This window comes from Jilunia laotingensis (assembly GCF_014385165.1).
GTDB lineage: Bacteria > Bacteroidota > Bacteroidia > Bacteroidales > Bacteroidaceae > Bacteroides > Bacteroides laotingensis.
Window position 1 is genome coordinate 2482376 of sequence record NZ_JACRTF010000001.1, and the last position, 16793, is coordinate 2499168.

Here is a 16793-nt window from a genome sequence, read left to right on the forward strand (position 1 = left end):
CGGAAAATTGGAGGATGAAACCGGATATCTTTGTTTATGATTGGCTCCGTGTGTATGCGAGAGGATGTATCTTCATAAAAGAGCCGAGCTTGAAATGGAAAAGCGGAAACAGAATCTAAGAGGTTGAATATGTAAAGTCCTGATATTGGAAATCCTTAACGGTAACGAAAAAGAACGAACAAATGCTATACACGAAAGGTGATGCAATCTGTTCGTTCTTAGTGGGCTAAACCGTTAAACTGCTAAGACGTTTTGTTTCTGCAATCCACTCCAGGCATTTCGGAAACAAAACGGTAATTATGTTGATATTCTAAATTAAATCTATATCTTTTATAGGCAATCCGGTACATTGGGAGATGATTGCGGCTGAAATGCCTTGCTTTTTCATGTTGGAGGCAATAAGGAGTTGCTCTTCAGCTTTTCCCTTTTCCATCCCCTTTTCCATCCCTTTTCTTTCCGCACTATTGTATAGCGTTTTCTCTACACTGATAATGTCCCAGAATTTTTCATATCCCAGCAATTGTGCTTCGGTAAAAGCTGACTCTTCCAAAGCGCTTACTGCTTTCTTTACTTCCGGATTGTCCAGCAACTCTTTGGGTATTTCGCGGGTACGTTCATTGATTTCCGTCAGATACCTTAACCAAAGAACCTGCATCTTTTTCTCGGAATAGCTGTGCGGGCTGAATTTAGGTAACTCTACGAATATCAGTTGTAGGCCGTCTATCACTTTGTCCGAATTCTCCACATGGATCATCTGATAGTGGTGATAATATCCTTCCAATTCAGGCTCAAAAATCTCATTGACCAGATTTAGGGAATATACCGGCTGTAATAATTCATACTGCTCCCCAGCGTTTATCTGACGCACATACGCTTTGGAAGCATTGAATAAGACACGCTGCTTGAACTCGGGCGACCAGATCATTTGCATCTCTACGATAAACTGCCGCCCTTTTTTGTCTTTGCAGCGGACATCGACAATGCTGTTCTTACGTAAGGGATTCTCCGGAACCATTTCAGCGGCAAGGTATTCAATATCTGTTATTTCCTCTTCAGGAGCAAGCGGAAGCAAGGCGTTCAATAAACTCATTACCAAGTCGGGATGTTCACCGAATACACGTTTGAAGGTCAGGTCTGCCTTAGGATCTAAGTATTTCATAATCAATTGCTGTTTAAACTGAAACAAAGATACGCATTATTTACGATAACGGTTGCAGAAGCTACGTGATTTTTAGAGAAAACTATAAACCGTTACATTCTTTGTTTGTCGTGTCGTTAGTGGTATCTAAGCATGTGTCTTTTTGACAGATTGCTATTCCCGTTTACCGTGAGTAGCGATTTTCCGGTCGATGGTAGGAAGAATCATAAGAAACGGATTGTAGGGCAATCTCGATTTTTCATTTCGTCAGTAAAACGAAGGAATAAGCTGCGCGGAGGGAGGTATATTCTCCCGCTCTTCTCGAATGGTAAATATAATGGGATTTTGGCTTCGTTTCGTCAAAAAGAAAAGCTTCGTCGGAAGAGAGGAAATAGAGAGAAAAAGTAGAAAAAAGACTGTCTTCCGAAGGAATTTGGCCTTGATTTAATGAAAAAGGTTACTCTGTTTGTTGAATATGGTTATTTCATTTGCTGGATATTATTATCTTATCCGCTGGAAATGGTTATTTCATTCGTTGGAAATGGTTGTTCCATCTGTTGGATAAGGCTATTCCATCCGCATTTTAGTATCATTTTACCTCGGAAACAGCCTTTTAGGATGCTATTACGAGTTTTGTCCGAGAGAGACTGGTTACTCATGAAGCAGATTCGGGAACATTATGCTGTATATTCCCCGATTATGCAATGAAAAAGAAAGTTCGGTGTTGCTGTGTTTGCTGTGGCAATTGACCACAGATCGTTAGTCGATTTTCATGCAACAGATACACTATCATATGATAATCACACTACAAAAAGGGTTTTTCGGATACGGACAGCCCCACATTCATCCTATTCATCACTAACTTTAAATATTCTGCCAACTCTTTTGCTGTTCCCATAGTATTTCCTATCTTTGCCTCTTGAAAGCCGAAGAGAAATGCGGCTCGTTGAAACGTTTTTTGCGGCAAGAAAAGTACCAAATTTCATTAAAGCAATAAAACAGAACTTCAATAAATTGTTTTGCACGGACGACGTAGGGTCGGGCGTGTGAACATATTTATTAAGTTCTGTGGGTATTGGTACTACCTCTTGCCGGATAAATATGAACTCAGCGCCCGACTTCTTTTATATACAGAGCTGTATATTCAGGTAGCGGGTGTTCATAAATATTCAAGAGGTATGAACAAACCAAACAAAAGAACATTACGCTGCGTTATCAGGGGAATGCGTAAATTCTGCACCCCGTCAGCAGGAAGGAGAGTCTATGGCTAACTGGATGAGTCTGAAACTCTTGTCGGAAAAACACGGTATTGCCGAATCTACTCTCCGGGGATGGAAATGCATGGGCTACATTGTTTCATCGACCATTGACAACACTGTGATGCTGGACGAAGACACTGTGATCCGCTTATTGAATGCCCACCGAACAAAAGAGTTGAGCGACGAGTACTTGGACAAACTCATCAAAGAAAAGGACTGGGAACGCGAAGTAATTCTCAGCGACTATGACGATATGCTATTCCTACTGAAAACACACAAACTGTATCAGCCATTATTCACCATCCTTATAAAAGAGTTGGGCGCACTCATTACTGACGATCGCCAACGGGAAATTTTTCTTGCCATCTCTTTAGGCGAACCTATCACGAGGGTAGCCGTACGCTACCAGATGACGCACGCACAGGCCATGTCGATATATAGCTCCACTCTTCGACGCTTGGGTGAGAATCCGGGACGAATCTCCTCTTACCGTAAACAGCTTATGAAGCTCCGGTTCAGCAAGTACGATGCGGCCGATCCCACGAAAACACCCCTGTCCGAGCTTTTCGAGACGCATGCTTACTGTGTTTTGCATACGGAAATGGGTATTACAACGGTACGCGAGCTTCTGCAATATACCGCTCAAAATGGATGGAACAGGTTGAAACGCATCCGGGGCATGGGGAGCATCACTTATAATCACATCGTTAATACATTGTATAACGCCAATTTTATTGTCGTTGAGGCAGACGGAAACATCGTTTTATCCCCGGAGATAGCGGCTTTGCTGATATGAGCGTGAAAGTTGGTTGCTGCAACCTAGTACAGCAGATACTTGTTTCTCATTTCCTTGTACTTCTGCAATTCTCCTTTCCATGCGGCACGGATTTCCGTTTCGCTTTTTCCGGCAAGGATGGCTTTTCGCACCGTATCCGTCCCCATTAGTAGATCGAACCAGCGTGTACGGTCGAAAAAACTAGCTCCTTCCCCCGATTTCCAGTAGAAGCGGAGGAAATATCGCAATGTGAATCCATCCACATTGTTGACTCTCCGAAGATCTTCCCCATAGCAAGCTTGATCCTTGTACATCGGATTCTTATCGAATCCGGGAAGCGATTGTGGAGTGAAAGTGAACGACCCGTATTTCTTGTCCGGTGCGCCTAATACTTGAAAAGGAAACGTTGTTCCTCTGCCTACGCTGATACGGGTTGCTTCAAAAGGGCAGAGAGAGGCATATAGCCGGATCGATTGGTCGTTCGGCAGGTTTGGTGAAGGTTTTACCGGGAGGGAATAAGGTTGCCCGTGTTGCCAACCGGTCATGGGAATTACCGTCAGACGGCAAGCTTCCGGGTTTTTGTTGATCCATCCTTCTCCGTTGACCATACGTGCCAGCTCGCCTATCGTACACCCATGCAGCACGGGGATAGGCAACATTCCCACAAAACTGCGGAAAGCCGGGCGTAATATCGGCCCGTCTATATGGTCGCAGGGATTGGGGCGATCCAGAATGACCAGTTCTTTTCCATTGTCTGCACAGGCTTCCATAACGTAATACATCGTACTGATATAGGTGTAGAATCTCGCTCCTACATCTTGTATGTCGAATACCAGGATGTCGATGTCCTGCATTTGTCCTACGGTAGGTTTCTTATTATTCCCATAGAGTGAGATGATCGGTGTTCCCGTACGGGTGTCTTTACTATCCTTCACCGTTTCGCCCGCATCAGCGTTTCCCCGGAAGCCATGCTCGGGAGCGAACACTTTGACTACATTGATGTTTAGTTGTAACAGGGTGTCCAGCAGGCAGGTTTGTTCATCACCAACGATGGAGGTATGGTTGATGACCAGTCCCACTCTTTTTCCTTTTAGCAAGGGGAGATACTCTTCCGTGCGTTCGGCTCCGGTAGTAACTGCACCTTCTGCCCATGCAGAAACGATGGTGACGAACAAGCAGACAAGAATGAAAGTTATTTTGCGATACATCTCGGTATTTTTTAGTAATATTGCACAAAAATATCCAATTGTATTGATTATTACAAGTTATAGCAGATGAAGTTATGAGACCACTCGATTTAATTGATAAATATTACCCACAGGAGAACGAATTGAAAAAGATTCTGCTAGCCCATAGCCGGTCGGTGGCTGATAAAGCTTTAGAGATAGCCCGTAAGCATCCGGAGTTAAATCTGGATGAGGTTTTCCTCCATGAAGGCGGTATGCTGCATGATATCGGTATATTCCTGACCGACGCTGCTCCCATCTTTTGCTTTGGAACAGCACCTTATATTGCACACGGTTATTTGGGTGCCGAACTGGTTCGGGAGGCCGGTTTCCCCCGTCATGCGCTTGTATGCGAAAGGCACACCGGAGCCGGTTTGTCACTGGACGAGATACTCCGGCAGCAGTTGCCGGTTCCCCATCGTGACATGTTGCCGGTCAGTCTGGAAGAACAGGTAATATGTTTTGCCGATAAGTTTTTTTCCAAGACGCACCTTGAAAAGGAGAAGACGGTAGACGGTGCCCGCAAGAGTATTGCCAAATATGGTGAAGAAGGTCTAACGCGTTTTAATCATTGGTGTGACCTGTTTTTATAGCACTAAAAAATAATTAAAAAGGGAGTTTCCAGTGTATAATTGATGAAGATTGTGTACTTTTGCCCCTTCAAGCGTAAACGTTTAGTGAATGACGCCATTGAAAGCAAATACATTAATATCAATCATACTACTGTTCATCTTACTGATGTTTTCCGACGATGCCATGTCACAGCGCCGCCGGGACAGGGAAGCCGGCAGGGAAGATATGAATCCTCCTAAGCCTATGGTTTCAGACTCTTTGAAATCCGATTCAGTAAGAACCGACTCGCTGGTAATAAGCCGCCCGAAGAAAAAACAGCCACTTGATTCTCCTGTTGTCTACGAAGCTAATGACTCCATCGTTTTTGAGGAGGGTGGTTTTGCCCATCTGTATGGAGATGGAAAGGTGAATTACCAGAAAATAGAACTCGGTGCTGAAATAATTACCATGAATATGGATAGCAGCACGGTTTATGCACGTGGCGTGAAAGATACGTTAGGAGTGGAAAAAGGGAAACCTGTATTCAAGGACGGGGATACTTCTTACGATACGGAAGCCATCCGGTATAATTTCAAGAGTAAGAAGGGAATCATTAACAATGTGGTCAGCCAGCAGGGTGAAGGATATGTGACGGGTAACAATGCCAAAAAAGGAGCGGATGACGAGCTTTTCATGCAGAACGGGCGTTATACGACCTGTGACCATCATGACCATCCCCACTTTTATCTTCAATTGACGAAAGCCAAGGTACGCCCTAAAAAGAATGTGGTTACGGGACCCGCCTATCTGGTGGTGGAAGACGTACCGTTGCCATTGGCAGTGCCGTTTTTCTTCTTTCCTTTTTCAAGCAGTTATTCTTCCGGTTTTATCATGCCGTCTTATATGGACGACTCGGCACGTGGATTCGGCTTGTCGGATGGTGGATACTATTTTGCCATCAGTGATATGATGGATTTGAGACTGACCGGAGACATCTTTACCAAAGGATCATGGCGGTTGGGAGTGGAGACGAATTATAATAAACGATATAAATTCTCCGGTTCGTTGATGGCAGATTATCAGGTGACCAAACAAGGAGATAAGAACATGCCGGACTATACTGTTGCCAAAGACTTCAAAATTGTTTGGAATCATCGTCAAGATCCCAAGGCGAATCCTAACTCTACGTTTTCTGCCAGCGTAAACCTGTCAACCAGTAGTTACGAACGTTCTAATCTTAATAACCTTTACAATTCTCAGCTATTGACGCAAAATATGAAATCGTCAAGTATCAGTTATTCCCGCACATTTCCGGGAATAGGGCTGACACTCTCGGGTACTACCAATATTTCGCAGAACATGAAGGACTCTTCAATAGCTGTCACTCTGCCCGACCTTAATATTTCACTGACACGTCGATTTCCTTTCAAGCGTAAGAAAGCTACCGGGGCAGAAAGATGGTATGAAAAGATTTCTATCCAATATACCGGCCATTTGACAAACACGATACAGACAAAAGACAATCTGCTGTTTAAATCTAATCTCGTCAAAGACTGGCAAAATGCAATGCAGCATTTAATTCCTATTAGTGCGACTTTCAGCCTTTTCAAATACTTCAATCTGACTCCGACCTTCAACTACACTGAACGGTGGTATACAAAGAAGATCGAAAGAGAATATGATGATGATAAAGGGCGGTGGAATCCCACGGATACGATTTATGGATTTCATCGTGTAGCCAATTATAGCATGTCTCTTGGGTTGAGTACAAAACTCTATGGTATGTACAAACCTCTTTTTATGAAGAAAAAGGAAATTCAGATTCGTCATGTCGTTACTCCGCAGATTAGCATCAGTGGGGCACCGGGCTTTTCGAAGTATTGGGAACAGCATGAGGATCGGAATGGAAACATGCAGTATTATTCTCCTTATACGGAGCAGAAGTTCGGTTCGGCTCCCCGCCTTAAGCAGGGGATAGTAAGCTTCGACCTGTCGAATAACATTGAGATGAAGTATAAGAACAGGAAGGATTCTCTGAAGAAAATTAGTTTGATAGATGAACTGGGTGCTTCTCTTTCATATGATATGGCAGCCAAGGAAAGGCAGTGGAGCGATTTAGGTTTGCGCCTGCGATTGAAACTGACCAAGAGTTATACCTTTAATATGAATGCCCGGTTTGCCACATATGCTTATACGTTCGACAAGAATGGTAATGTTACGACAGGCAATCGTACTGAATGGTCTTATGGTCGATTCGGACGTTTCTCCGGATGGGGTTCTTCATTTAACTATACTTTCAATAACGACACTTGGAAAAAACTGTTCGGGTCGAAAGATGATGAAGACCAGAAGGGAAATGAGGATGGCCAATCCGGTGATGGGGAGGAGGATGATTCGGTGATTGGAAAGGATTCCGGAAGCAATGAAAAAACAGTAAAGAAGGCTGAAGCTGATGCTGACGGTTATCAGGTGTTTAAGATGCCATGGTCATTGAGTATAAACTATTCGTTTAATATCAGTGAGGATCGTTCTAAACCGATAAATGTGAATTCGATGCGTTATCCATTCTCTTATACGCATAACTTAAATGCTTCCGGTAATGTGAAGTTATCAAATAACTGGCAGGTTACTTTTAACACGGGATATGATTTCCAAGCGAAGGAAATCACTCAGACTTCAATGACTATTACCCGTGATTTGCACTGCTTCAGTATGTCCGCAAGTTTGTCGCCTTTCGGACGTTGGAAATACTACAATTTCAGGATCAGTGCCAATGCAAGCATCCTTCAGGATTTGAAGTGGGAACAGAGAAGCCAGACGCAGAATAATATACAGTGGTATTGATAAGAGATGCTGTCCAGTCTAATGGAGACAGCTGTAAGTCCCTCTCGTTTGTTTATACTATTCTTTGGTAAATAGCCTGTTTTTGGATAATTATATAAGAGATTGAGTAGGAAATGATGGATTATAATATAATATATAAAGATTCTACGAATTATATGGCGCTTAATTTTCCAAAGCCATATAATTCGTAGAATCCCTGTAAAAGCAAATGAGTGGTAGACTTTTAGATCTTCCCTGCTATTTACCAATTAATTTCCGTTTGCCCATGAGCCTTTAGATATTCATTCGTCCTGCTGAAATGCTTGTTTCCGAAGAAGCCGTTGTAGGCAGAAAGGGGAGAAGGATGTGCGGAACTTAACACTAAATGCTTGTTACGATCGATAAAAGCCCCTTTTCGTTGTGCGTAACCACCCCAGAGTATGAATACCAGATTTTCCCGTTCTTCGGCTAAAGCCCGGATGGCTGCGTCGGTAAATTCTTCCCATCCGCGACGTTGATGCGAACCCGCCTGATGTGCGCGTACGGTCAGCGTTGCATTGAGCAACAATACACCTTGCTCTGCCCAACGAGTAAGGTTTCCCGTTGTGGGGGCATCCATGCCCGTATCATCCTTGATCTCCTTGAATATATTGACAAGGGATGGCGGGAAAGGTACTCCATCGTTGACGGAAAAGCACAGGCCGTGTGCTTGCCCCGGGCCGTGGTAAGGGTCTTGTCCGATAATCACAACTTTTACTTTGTCGAAAGGGCAAAGATTGAAAGCATTGAATATCAGCTTTCCCGGAGGATAAATAGCATACTGACTATATTCGTTTCGAACGAACTCGGTTAATGTACGGAAATAGTCTTTTTCAAATTCTTGTTGCAAATGAGCTTTCCAGCTCTCTTCAATTTGTACGTTCATAGTATAATTGTATAAGATAGATGTCTATATAAGATGTATGTCGAGTGCATCACATTCTTTACGCATCTCCTCAGGCCAGATGCTGGCTTGAATTTCTCCGATGTGGGCTTTACGCAAATAGAACATGCAGAGGCGTGATTGTCCGATACCACCACCTATCGAGAGAGGAAGCGTGTCATTCAGCAGGCGTTTATGGAAATAAAGTTCCAGGCGTTGTTCCTGGTTTTCCTCTTTCACTTGACGTAACAATGCCTCCTTATCGACACGGATACCCATGGACGATAATTCGATGGAACGATCTAATACATCGTCCCAAAGCAAAAGATCACCGTTGAGTCCGGGTAAGTCATTGAGTCCTTGCGTCGTATAATCATCGTAGTCCGGTGCCCGTCCGTCATGTTTTTTGCCATCGCTTAGCTTGCAACCGATGCCGATGATAAACACCGCTCGGTATTTCTGGCAAATAGCGTGTTCACGGTCTTTAGGTTCCAAGTCGGGATATATCTGGCGTAATTCTTCTGCATGGATAAAATGCAACTTTTTAGGCAGGCAAGGTTTGATTTGTGGGAACATTTCGTATACCATGTACTCCGTTCGGATCATGGCTGCATAGATGCGATTCACTATTTCTTTCAGGAACTCTACAGTTCGTTCTTCGTTTGTCATGACACGTTCCCAGTCCCATTGATCCACATAGAGAGAGTGTAAATTGCCTAATTCTTCGTCCGAACGGATGGCATTCATGTCCGTATATATGCCATACCCGGGTTCTATGTGATATTCGGCCAGTGTCAGCCTTTTCCATTTAGCGAGCGAGTGTACAACTTCCGCCTGGGCGTCTCCCAGGTCTTTGATAGGGAAGGAAACCGGACGTTCAATACCGTTGAGGTCATCGTTGATACCCATTCCTTTAAGTACAAAAAGTGGGGCGGTGACACGACGCAGACGCAGTTCGGATGATAAATTCATCTGAAAGAACTCTTTAATCTGTTTAATTCCGAGTTCGGTCTGCTTCAAGTCTAACAGAGGTTTGTAATTCTGTGGTTTTATAAGATAACTCATAAGCCTTTAGTTGTATTATTTGTCGGCAAAGATAGGAATAATATTGATATGTGTAATGCATATACTTCGAAATAATGTCAATATGATAAATGTTTCTCTGTTATGGCTTGCAAAATAATACATAGTCCCTTCCATCGACAGAGCTAATATAAACAAAAAAAAGGAAAAGATTTAGGAAAATAGGAAGTTTTTGTCTATTTTTGTCCCCGCTAAAGTAACCCGGCTCTGTAGTTCAACGAATAGAATGTAGGTTTCCGGTACCTAAGATAAGGGTTTGATTCCCTTCGGGGCTACAATAAAAGCGCTGATTCATTTTATTATAAAATGCATTAGCGCTTTTTTCATGACTACCGTGCAAAGCATATTCTGTATCCTGTGTGCATCTCATCCATGCGTTATTTGCCTGCTTATGTTATTCCGGTCGTCTAAATTGATTATATGTTATTTTGAGATTACTTCCTATCGATATTCTGTTCAATGCTTTCGATGAAGCTTTCCCATCCGTTGCAGAGTGCCTGCATCGATGGAAATAATGCATTGGCCCCTTCGTCCAGTAATATTTGGTCATCCAAAGGGCCGGTGTTGACAGCTATGGTAAAGATGCCGGCTGCCACACCTGCTTGTACACCTAAAGGAGCATTTTCTATTACGACTGCTTCGTTGGCTTTCAACCCTCCTTTCTCCAATGCCATCAGATAAGGCTCCGGATCGGGCTTGCCATGTTTTACATCGAAAGCGGTCACCATCAGTTCTTGGTGGAACATTCCCGGGAAATTATGTTCAAGGCGGTCTAACAATGAACGTTGTCCGGAACCGGTAACTACCATCGGTATCAGGCCGGCTGCTTTTATTTTTTGCAATAATTCCCAAGCACCCGGCATAGGTTCAGGTTCAGGGTAACGGTTGAATACTTCACTTTTTTCCCGGTAAATATTTTCTATCTCCTCTTGAGTAGCGTTGCGGCCGAACTGACGTTGGCAGACAATATTAATGGTGCCTGCACCGGTACGTCCTTCATGCAGATATGCTTCTTCACGACTGAGGTTGAGCCCGTGGGCTTGCATCGTTTCATGCCAGGCAGCGGAGTGGTAAGGCATAGAATTGAATAGAACGCCGTCCATGTCGAATAGTACGGCTTTTAAATGTATTTCTTTTTGGAACATCTTCTGTGAATCTATTGATTTTCTAACTGCAAAGTTACGCTTTTTTTGCAAATTCGGATATAATGTGTATTTTTGTAGCGGAAACAAGAGAACTGTGTTACATGAAAAAACTACTTCTTGCATCGCTATTGCCATTGACCTTAGCTTCATGTTCGGACACGGCTGAGAGTCCTGTTATTGAGATAACGGGGTTCTTCATTAATGATAATCCGGTTGATTACAGTCGTGAGATGGAGGTTCTGCCTGTACTAAAAGTGAATGATGAAGTCACCGTTTCGCTGAAATTGGATGGGAACGGAGAAGATCTGAACACTTTTATCGTAAAGGAGGAACAGGAACAGTTATATATCGAAGATTTCCAGTTGCCGGTTCAGGGTGTCTCTTCAGACAAGAACTTTACTAAATTGGAGGAAGGGATTGTCGGATTCGAAAACGGTGTTCGACAAGTGGAAGTGACGGTGAAGGCACGGGTACAATCGGTTACTGATGAAGATGCCATACTTTCGTTTTATCTGTTCTCGAGAGCTGAATGTGATGGTGCCCAGCAAGAAATAGAATTGAAAACGGAAGAGGTGGAAGAGGCTTCTTTCATTGCAATCGGAAGATAGGTCGAGCCGGAATACGGAGCTTTATTTTTGAGTGCATACCGGGTTCTATGTCGATGATGAAGATAGACGGGGGCAATAATCTTTTATTTCAGAGATTGCGAAGGAAATCGTCTATGGATGTCTCACCGGCAATGTCAAGTTTCTTTTTTAGCCGATAACGGCTCATTTTCACGCTGTCAGGCGAAACGGACAGAAGTTGTGCTATTTCCTTGGCTCTCATTCCTATCTTTATATAGGCGCAAAGCCGTAATTCGTTTTCTGTCATGTCTTTCGATAGATGTTTGAGCTTTGTGAAGAAAAGAGGGTGTACCTGTTCAAAGTGAAGCTTGAATTCATTCCACTCTTCATCGAAACTTAAACAGTTTTTAATCAGTGCTTCCACTTCCTTTCTATATTTCTCGATATCGCTTTTTTGTCCATCACAGCTCTCTGTCATTTGGAGTATTTTACTCAGTACAAGGTTCTTGTTGGATAACAGTAAGAGGGAAGTACTGATTTCCCGGTTTCTTGAATCGATCGTTTGAGTGAATTCCTGCTTTTGGAGTTGAGAAAGGTTCTTTTCATGAAGCAGTTTTTCATTCAGTTGCCTGTTCTCCATCTCTTTCAGTTCTTTCTGTTGGAATACGATTTTTTTCTGTTTGATGACAATCAGTAAAGTCAACAGTATGACGAGGATAATTCCGGTTCCCGACAGTATGACAATGGTTGTTTGCTTCTTTTTTATTATATATTCATCTTGTGCCAGTTTGAGCTGGTTCTGATAGTTCGCCAACATATATTTAGCCTCTGTCCGGTTGACGAGAGAGAGTCGCTCATTGTCCAGTAATAAGTTTCGGATAGAATCATATTCGGTAAAATAGTGGAAAGCACTGTCGAATTGGTGCTTTTGCGAAAAAGAGAGGGCGAGTCCCACATAGGTTCCCATCAGTCGATTCGGTATGTTGTGCCGGAGATAATATCTTTTTACCTGTTTCAGGTATTTCTGGCAGGAGTCGGCTTGATTGATACGTAGGTAATAGCCACCTATATTTTGGAGGATTGATATTTTAGCATATTCATTGTTTATAGAATTCGAAAGTTCCAATGCCTTTCGGTAATATTTGAATGACAAATCTTTTTGTTCATTTTGAGCCAGGCACGAACCGAGATTAGTATAGGCTGCTAATTGGAGATAGGTATCATTCGTTGCCTCTATTGCAGGGAGAAGTTCTGTTATGAGGCGGATCGCTTTCTCTTTCTCGCCTAAATAATACGTTGTTGTATAGATGCCCAGTAATGTACTCAGGCATTCTTTCTTTTTTTGCTGTGCCTCATAATAGTTCAATGATTTGCGTGCATAAGTGATAGAGTTATTGTATTCGCCTATTGTCTTGAATAGATTACTGATGGAGTAGTTGATTTTCGCTATGTATTCCTGATTGTTTGCCTTTTCCATAAATTCCAATGCTTTCAGTCCGCAGTTCAAGGCACCGGGATATTCATTGGAGAGGTTTTTGACCATCGATAAGGAAAAATACAGCAGACCGTATTCAAAAGGATGATGGACGCTATCGCAGTGTTGCATGACGGTGCGTATATCTTGTGTTTCCAGTTGTGGAATCTGCTCGGAGATGTACGAAGAAGAAACCTGATGATAAATGACTCGCGAACGAAACTCCGGATCGTTTCCTAAATTTTGCGCAAGAGCTGATAATTCATTTACTAGAGAATCGGTCTTGGTTATGTCTATATTTTGGTTCTCGGTTATTTCAACACAGAGGGAATCAAATCGTTTGATACTGTCTTGATGTGTCTTTTCTTTGCCATAAAGATGTATGGGAAGCAAGAAGAAAATGAAAAAATAGATGTGTATTGTTTTGTAGGTTGTCATAAGTGTTTCCGGATGTCCTTTTTGCAAATATCGTTATTTTCTTCGATTAAATGGCATTATTTTCATGCTTTTACCATTTTCGTTACCTTTTGTATACTAAGAAAATGTTTGTGCTATTCGGTAAATGCGTACTTTTGGCACAAAACCAATATATATTATTATGAAGAAATACTATCTTTATTTGATTGTTTTTGCTTTGATGGTGACATTGGGTAATGTTGGCGCATATGCGCAATTGCAAAGTAAAACCGGAAAACGTGATGCGATGGGGTTAAAATACCCGGGTGCTTCTGATGTGCAAAAGAAAGGTTGGAGAACCCTTTCTTCCACTCATCAACGAAAGCACGCCAGTGCTTCAATGATGAAAATCGATGGCAATAAGGAATTATGGGGATTTCTTATCGTTGATGAAACTGAGGATTATGTGCCGGGTCTGGGGACATTTCCTTTGACGAATCCTACTCAGTTTACCACCCATTACTTTTCAGAAGTAGATGTATCTTCCGGTGCAGGTGTGGATGGGATAATGTATATGCAGCATAAGTCCTTTACTTTTCCTATTTCGTTTGTTTCGGTGGATCTGTTGACCGGTGAAGAAAAAGAGCTAAAGGCCTATGAGAAAAATGATCCTATTTTCATGGATATGACTTATAATTATACTACTGAAACAATGTATGCTGTTGGGTATAATTCTGATGCCGAAGCTACCTTCTTATATACAATAGACTTGAAGACGGGAGATTTCAAAGAAGTATTTGCACTTAGCTATGATTTGATTACATTGGCGGCAGATAATAAAGGCAATATGTTCGGTGTCAGCCAGGATGGGGATTTGTGCCAGATCATGCTAGATGAAAAATATGTGGAATGTGTTGGCTTCACGAATGAGTTTCCCATGTATTTGCAGTCTATGGATTTTGACAAGGAAGATAATACCTTGTATTGGGCGGGCTTTACGGAAGACGGTAACGGCTTCTTGGCAACTATCGACATGGAAAGCGGAGAAGCTACCCGTATTATCGATCCGTTGGGAAATAATGCCGAGATAGTCGCTTTATATGTGCCTACTGCTTCGGTGGAACCGGATGCGCCTGAAGCTGTGAAAGATTTGTTGATTGAGCCGGGTGAAAAGGGTGCCTTGACGGTCAGCTTATCTTGGGTAAACCCGGAATATACCGTTGCAGGTGATGAGTTGACCACTCTTTCTAAAATTGAAATATATAGAGGAGAAGAACTGGTACATACCATCGATAATCCTGTGCCCGGTGCGAAAGCAGATTGGACGGATCAATTGAAACAAAACGGTTATGTGGCTTATAAATTGCTTCCGTTTAATGAAGTCGGAGAGGGAAAAGCAGTAAAAACAGACCAGACATTTGTCGGTCAGGATGTTCCCGTTGCTGTTACAGAACCGTTACTGATAAAAGAAGATGATAAAAATGAGGCACATATCAGCTGGAAAGCACCTACTACAGGGGTCAACGGAGGTTGGTTGGATGTAGCAAGCCTTAAATATGACGTAATTCGTTACCCCGATAAGAAAGAAGTGGCGAAGGATCTGGCAGAGACTTCCTATGTGGATCAGTCTATAAATAAGTTCAGTGCTTATTATTACCAGATCATCCCGAAGACGGTTGGCGGAGAGGGTAAACCGGCAGAAACAAATAAGCTGTTTATCGGTGATGCTTCAATGAGCCTGCCCTACAGTTGTGATTTCAGTACGGAAGATTTACGTAATTTATGGATCATCGAGGATGCAAACGGTGATGGCTATACTTGGGAGTTTGGCAATAATTATAAGGCAACGAAAGATTGGTTCCTCGAATATAACGTTTATAATTATGATGAACCTCCATATATTCAAGCGGACGAGTGGTTCTTCTCTGCTCCGTTTACGTTTGAGGCAGGTAAAAGCTACATATTGAAGTTCCGGGTACGTCTGGGAGGAGATTTGGCACAGGAGAAATTCAGGGCTACTTTATGTACGGATGCCCGCCACGATGCAATGGTGAAGGTCATCGGTGATTATACAGATTTGAATGATCAAGATTTCCAGGAAGTTGCCGCAAGTTTCAAGGTGGATGAAACGGGAGAGTATCATATCGGGTTCCAATGTTATTCCGATCCTGACCAGTGGATGATCCAGATTACGGATATTTCGTTACGGGAATCGTTCGCTAAAGATATGGAAGCTATTGTAATCAAAGGTCTCACGGCTCCTGTGCAGAATGACGCGACTTCATATGAAGTGACGGTACGCAACGAAGGACTTGAAAATGTATCTACTTATCGGGTGGAAGTTGTGGACGAAGACTTGAATGTGTTGGGAGCAAACAATGTAAACCGTGAATTGGCTCCTCAACAAACACTGACGGTGGAAGTAAAGGCTACCATGCCACAGACCGGACAGAAACATTTGAATGGTCGTGTAGTACTTGAAGGAGATGCCAATGCGGGCAATGATGTTTCACCGGCTTTGAGTGTGGAAGTCCTATCCGGAGATCAATTGAGTTGGGAGTATGTAGGCTCGAAGGCTGAAATGTCATTTTCTCCGAACTGTCCGTTTGCCACCGATATGCCATACAGCCGTTCCCAAACATTGTACTTGCCTTCTGATTTGAAATTCTCTGAAGGTACCATAGAGAAGCTGGTTTACTATTATTATATTTCTCCTAATTTCGGAGTGGCGGCACAGGATGTGAAGATTCGCGTATGGTTGGCTAATACGGATATGGATAATCTTAAGGATTCCTATGTACCCGATGAAGAGTTTACGAAAGTATTTGATGGAAGTGTATCGCTGGATCAGCAGAATAATGTGTTGTTAATTGACTTGGATGAGCCATTCAAGTATACAGGAAAGAATCTGTGTGTGTTTGTGGAACGTACCGGTGAGGAATTCACAAAATACAAAGGTAATAATTTCCTTTATACGACAGATGAAGACGTACTTGGAGAGGGACGTACAAGATATTATATCAGTGAAGATGCACCTTATACTTCATCCGTAGAGAGTGGAAACAGTGCCAGAATGCCGAATATTTCTTTGCTAATCAATGGTAAGATTCTCTCTTCCATCCAAACACCGGAAAAGAAGAACCGAATAAGTGTTTACCCGAATCCGGTCGTTGATAGATTGCATATCTCAGGTGAGTTTACCGAGGCGGAATTGTTCTCCATCAACGGAGCTTCCGTAAAAGTCATCGATGAATCCATGTCGGAAGTTGATATGACGGGATTCGCCAAAGGAGTTTATTTCTTGAAGGTGAAGACCGAATCTACGGTTGAAACTCATAAGATTGTAGTGAAATAAGAATTACCGGTAGTAGTACCGGTTCATGCGAATGGAACGTCCGGGCGGAAATAGAAACGTCCGGGCGTTTTTTTGATTC

General features: G+C 42.7%; 11 protein-coding genes and 1 tRNA gene. 6 read left to right on the plus strand and 6 right to left on the minus strand.

Annotated features, from left to right (window positions below; genetic code table 11):
• Positions 1-310: 310 nt before the first annotated feature.
• The gene (locus H8744_RS09510; RefSeq protein WP_262434601.1) at positions 311-1159 is read right to left on the minus strand and encodes an Rpn family recombination-promoting nuclease/putative transposase; all 849 of its coding nucleotides are present in this window, start codon (positions 1157-1159) and stop codon (positions 311-313) included.
• A 1242-nt stretch (positions 1160-2401) separates the two neighbouring features.
• Here H8744_RS09510 and H8744_RS09515 point away from each other — a divergent pair.
• Entirely contained in the window at positions 2402-3193 is a 792-nt protein-coding gene (locus H8744_RS09515) for a hypothetical protein (RefSeq protein WP_262434602.1), read from the plus strand.
• A gap of 23 nt (positions 3194-3216) precedes the next feature.
• Here H8744_RS09515 and H8744_RS09520 read toward each other — a convergent pair whose 3' ends face one another.
• Positions 3217-4380 (minus strand): exo-beta-N-acetylmuramidase NamZ family protein, encoded by a 1164-nt coding sequence (locus H8744_RS09520; protein WP_262434603.1) that lies wholly within the window; start codon positions 4378-4380, stop codon positions 3217-3219.
• Between the two features lie 74 nt (positions 4381-4454).
• Between H8744_RS09520 and H8744_RS09525 the strand changes: the two genes are divergently transcribed.
• Together H8744_RS09525 and H8744_RS09530 are read left to right on the plus strand one after the other, a co-directional pair.
• Positions 4455-4991 carry an HD domain-containing protein gene (locus tag H8744_RS09525; protein WP_262434604.1) on the plus strand — a complete coding sequence of 179 codons (537 nt, stop codon included), beginning with the start codon at positions 4455-4457 and terminating at the stop codon, positions 4989-4991.
• An 88-nt stretch (positions 4992-5079) separates the two neighbouring features.
• Complete coding sequence (locus tag H8744_RS09530; protein ID WP_262434605.1) at positions 5080-7794, plus strand: putative LPS assembly protein LptD; 2715 nt, start codon at positions 5080-5082, stop codon at positions 7792-7794.
• Positions 7795-8035: 241 nt separating this feature from the next.
• Here H8744_RS09530 and H8744_RS09535 read toward each other — a convergent pair whose 3' ends face one another.
• Both H8744_RS09535 and asnA read right to left on the minus strand, forming a co-directional pair.
• Positions 8036-8698, minus strand: a complete 663-nt coding sequence (locus tag H8744_RS09535; RefSeq protein WP_262434606.1) for a uracil-DNA glycosylase — start codon at positions 8696-8698, stop codon at positions 8036-8038.
• A 24-nt stretch (positions 8699-8722) separates the two neighbouring features.
• Positions 8723-9760 carry an aspartate--ammonia ligase gene (gene asnA / locus H8744_RS09540; RefSeq protein ID WP_262434607.1) on the minus strand — a complete coding sequence of 346 codons (1038 nt, stop codon included), beginning with the start codon at positions 9758-9760 and terminating at the stop codon, positions 8723-8725.
• 221 nt (positions 9761-9981) lie between these two features.
• On the opposite strand from asnA, the gene H8744_RS09545 reads away from it, so the two are divergent.
• Positions 9982-10053: transfer RNA gene (locus tag H8744_RS09545), tRNA-Arg, on the plus strand.
• A gap of 159 nt (positions 10054-10212) precedes the next feature.
• Here H8744_RS09545 and H8744_RS09550 read toward each other — a convergent pair.
• Positions 10213-10923, minus strand: a complete 711-nt coding sequence (locus H8744_RS09550; protein WP_262434608.1) for an inorganic diphosphatase — start codon at positions 10921-10923, stop codon at positions 10213-10215.
• A 101-nt stretch (positions 10924-11024) separates the two neighbouring features.
• Between H8744_RS09550 and H8744_RS09555 the strand changes: the two genes are divergently transcribed.
• Positions 11025-11531: a DUF5035 family protein gene (locus H8744_RS09555; RefSeq protein WP_262434609.1), complete on the plus strand. Its 507-nt coding sequence runs from the start codon at positions 11025-11027 to the stop codon at positions 11529-11531.
• Positions 11532-11619: 88 nt separating this feature from the next.
• Here H8744_RS09555 and H8744_RS09560 read toward each other — a convergent pair whose 3' ends face one another.
• Positions 11620-13401: a tetratricopeptide repeat protein gene (locus H8744_RS09560; RefSeq protein ID WP_262434610.1), complete on the minus strand. Its 1782-nt coding sequence runs from the start codon at positions 13399-13401 to the stop codon at positions 11620-11622.
• Between the two features lie 160 nt (positions 13402-13561).
• Here H8744_RS09560 and H8744_RS09565 point away from each other — a divergent pair, with 160 nt between their 5' ends.
• Complete coding sequence (locus H8744_RS09565) at positions 13562-16714, plus strand: T9SS-dependent choice-of-anchor J family protein (protein WP_262434611.1); 3153 nt, start codon at positions 13562-13564, stop codon at positions 16712-16714.
• Positions 16715-16793: the final 79 nt, after the last annotated feature.

Bases quoted from the DNA above. Each gene is read 5' to 3' on its own strand.
- H8744_RS09510 (WP_262434601.1), bottom strand. From the start codon at position 1,159: ATGAAATACTTAGATCCTAAGGCAGACCTGACCTTCAAACGTGTATTC.
- H8744_RS09515 (WP_262434602.1), top strand. From the start codon at position 2,402: ATGGCTAACTGGATGAGTCTGAAACTCTTGTCGGAAAAACACGGTATT.
- H8744_RS09565 (WP_262434611.1), top strand. From the start codon at position 13,562: ATGAAGAAATACTATCTTTATTTGATTGTTTTTGCTTTGATGGTGACA.
- H8744_RS09560 (WP_262434610.1), bottom strand. From the start codon at position 13,401: ATGACAACCTACAAAACAATACACATCTATTTTTTCATTTTCTTCTTG.
- asnA (WP_262434607.1), bottom strand. From the start codon at position 9,760: ATGAGTTATCTTATAAAACCACAGAATTACAAACCTCTGTTAGACTTG.
- H8744_RS09555 (WP_262434609.1), top strand. From the start codon at position 11,025: ATGAAAAAACTACTTCTTGCATCGCTATTGCCATTGACCTTAGCTTCA.
- H8744_RS09525 (WP_262434604.1), top strand. From the start codon at position 4,455: ATGAGACCACTCGATTTAATTGATAAATATTACCCACAGGAGAACGAA.
- H8744_RS09520 (WP_262434603.1), bottom strand. From the start codon at position 4,380: ATGTATCGCAAAATAACTTTCATTCTTGTCTGCTTGTTCGTCACCATC.
- H8744_RS09550 (WP_262434608.1), bottom strand. From the start codon at position 10,923: ATGTTCCAAAAAGAAATACATTTAAAAGCCGTACTATTCGACATGGAC.
- H8744_RS09530 (WP_262434605.1), top strand. From the start codon at position 5,080: ATGACGCCATTGAAAGCAAATACATTAATATCAATCATACTACTGTTC.
- H8744_RS09535 (WP_262434606.1), bottom strand. From the start codon at position 8,698: ATGAACGTACAAATTGAAGAGAGCTGGAAAGCTCATTTGCAACAAGAA.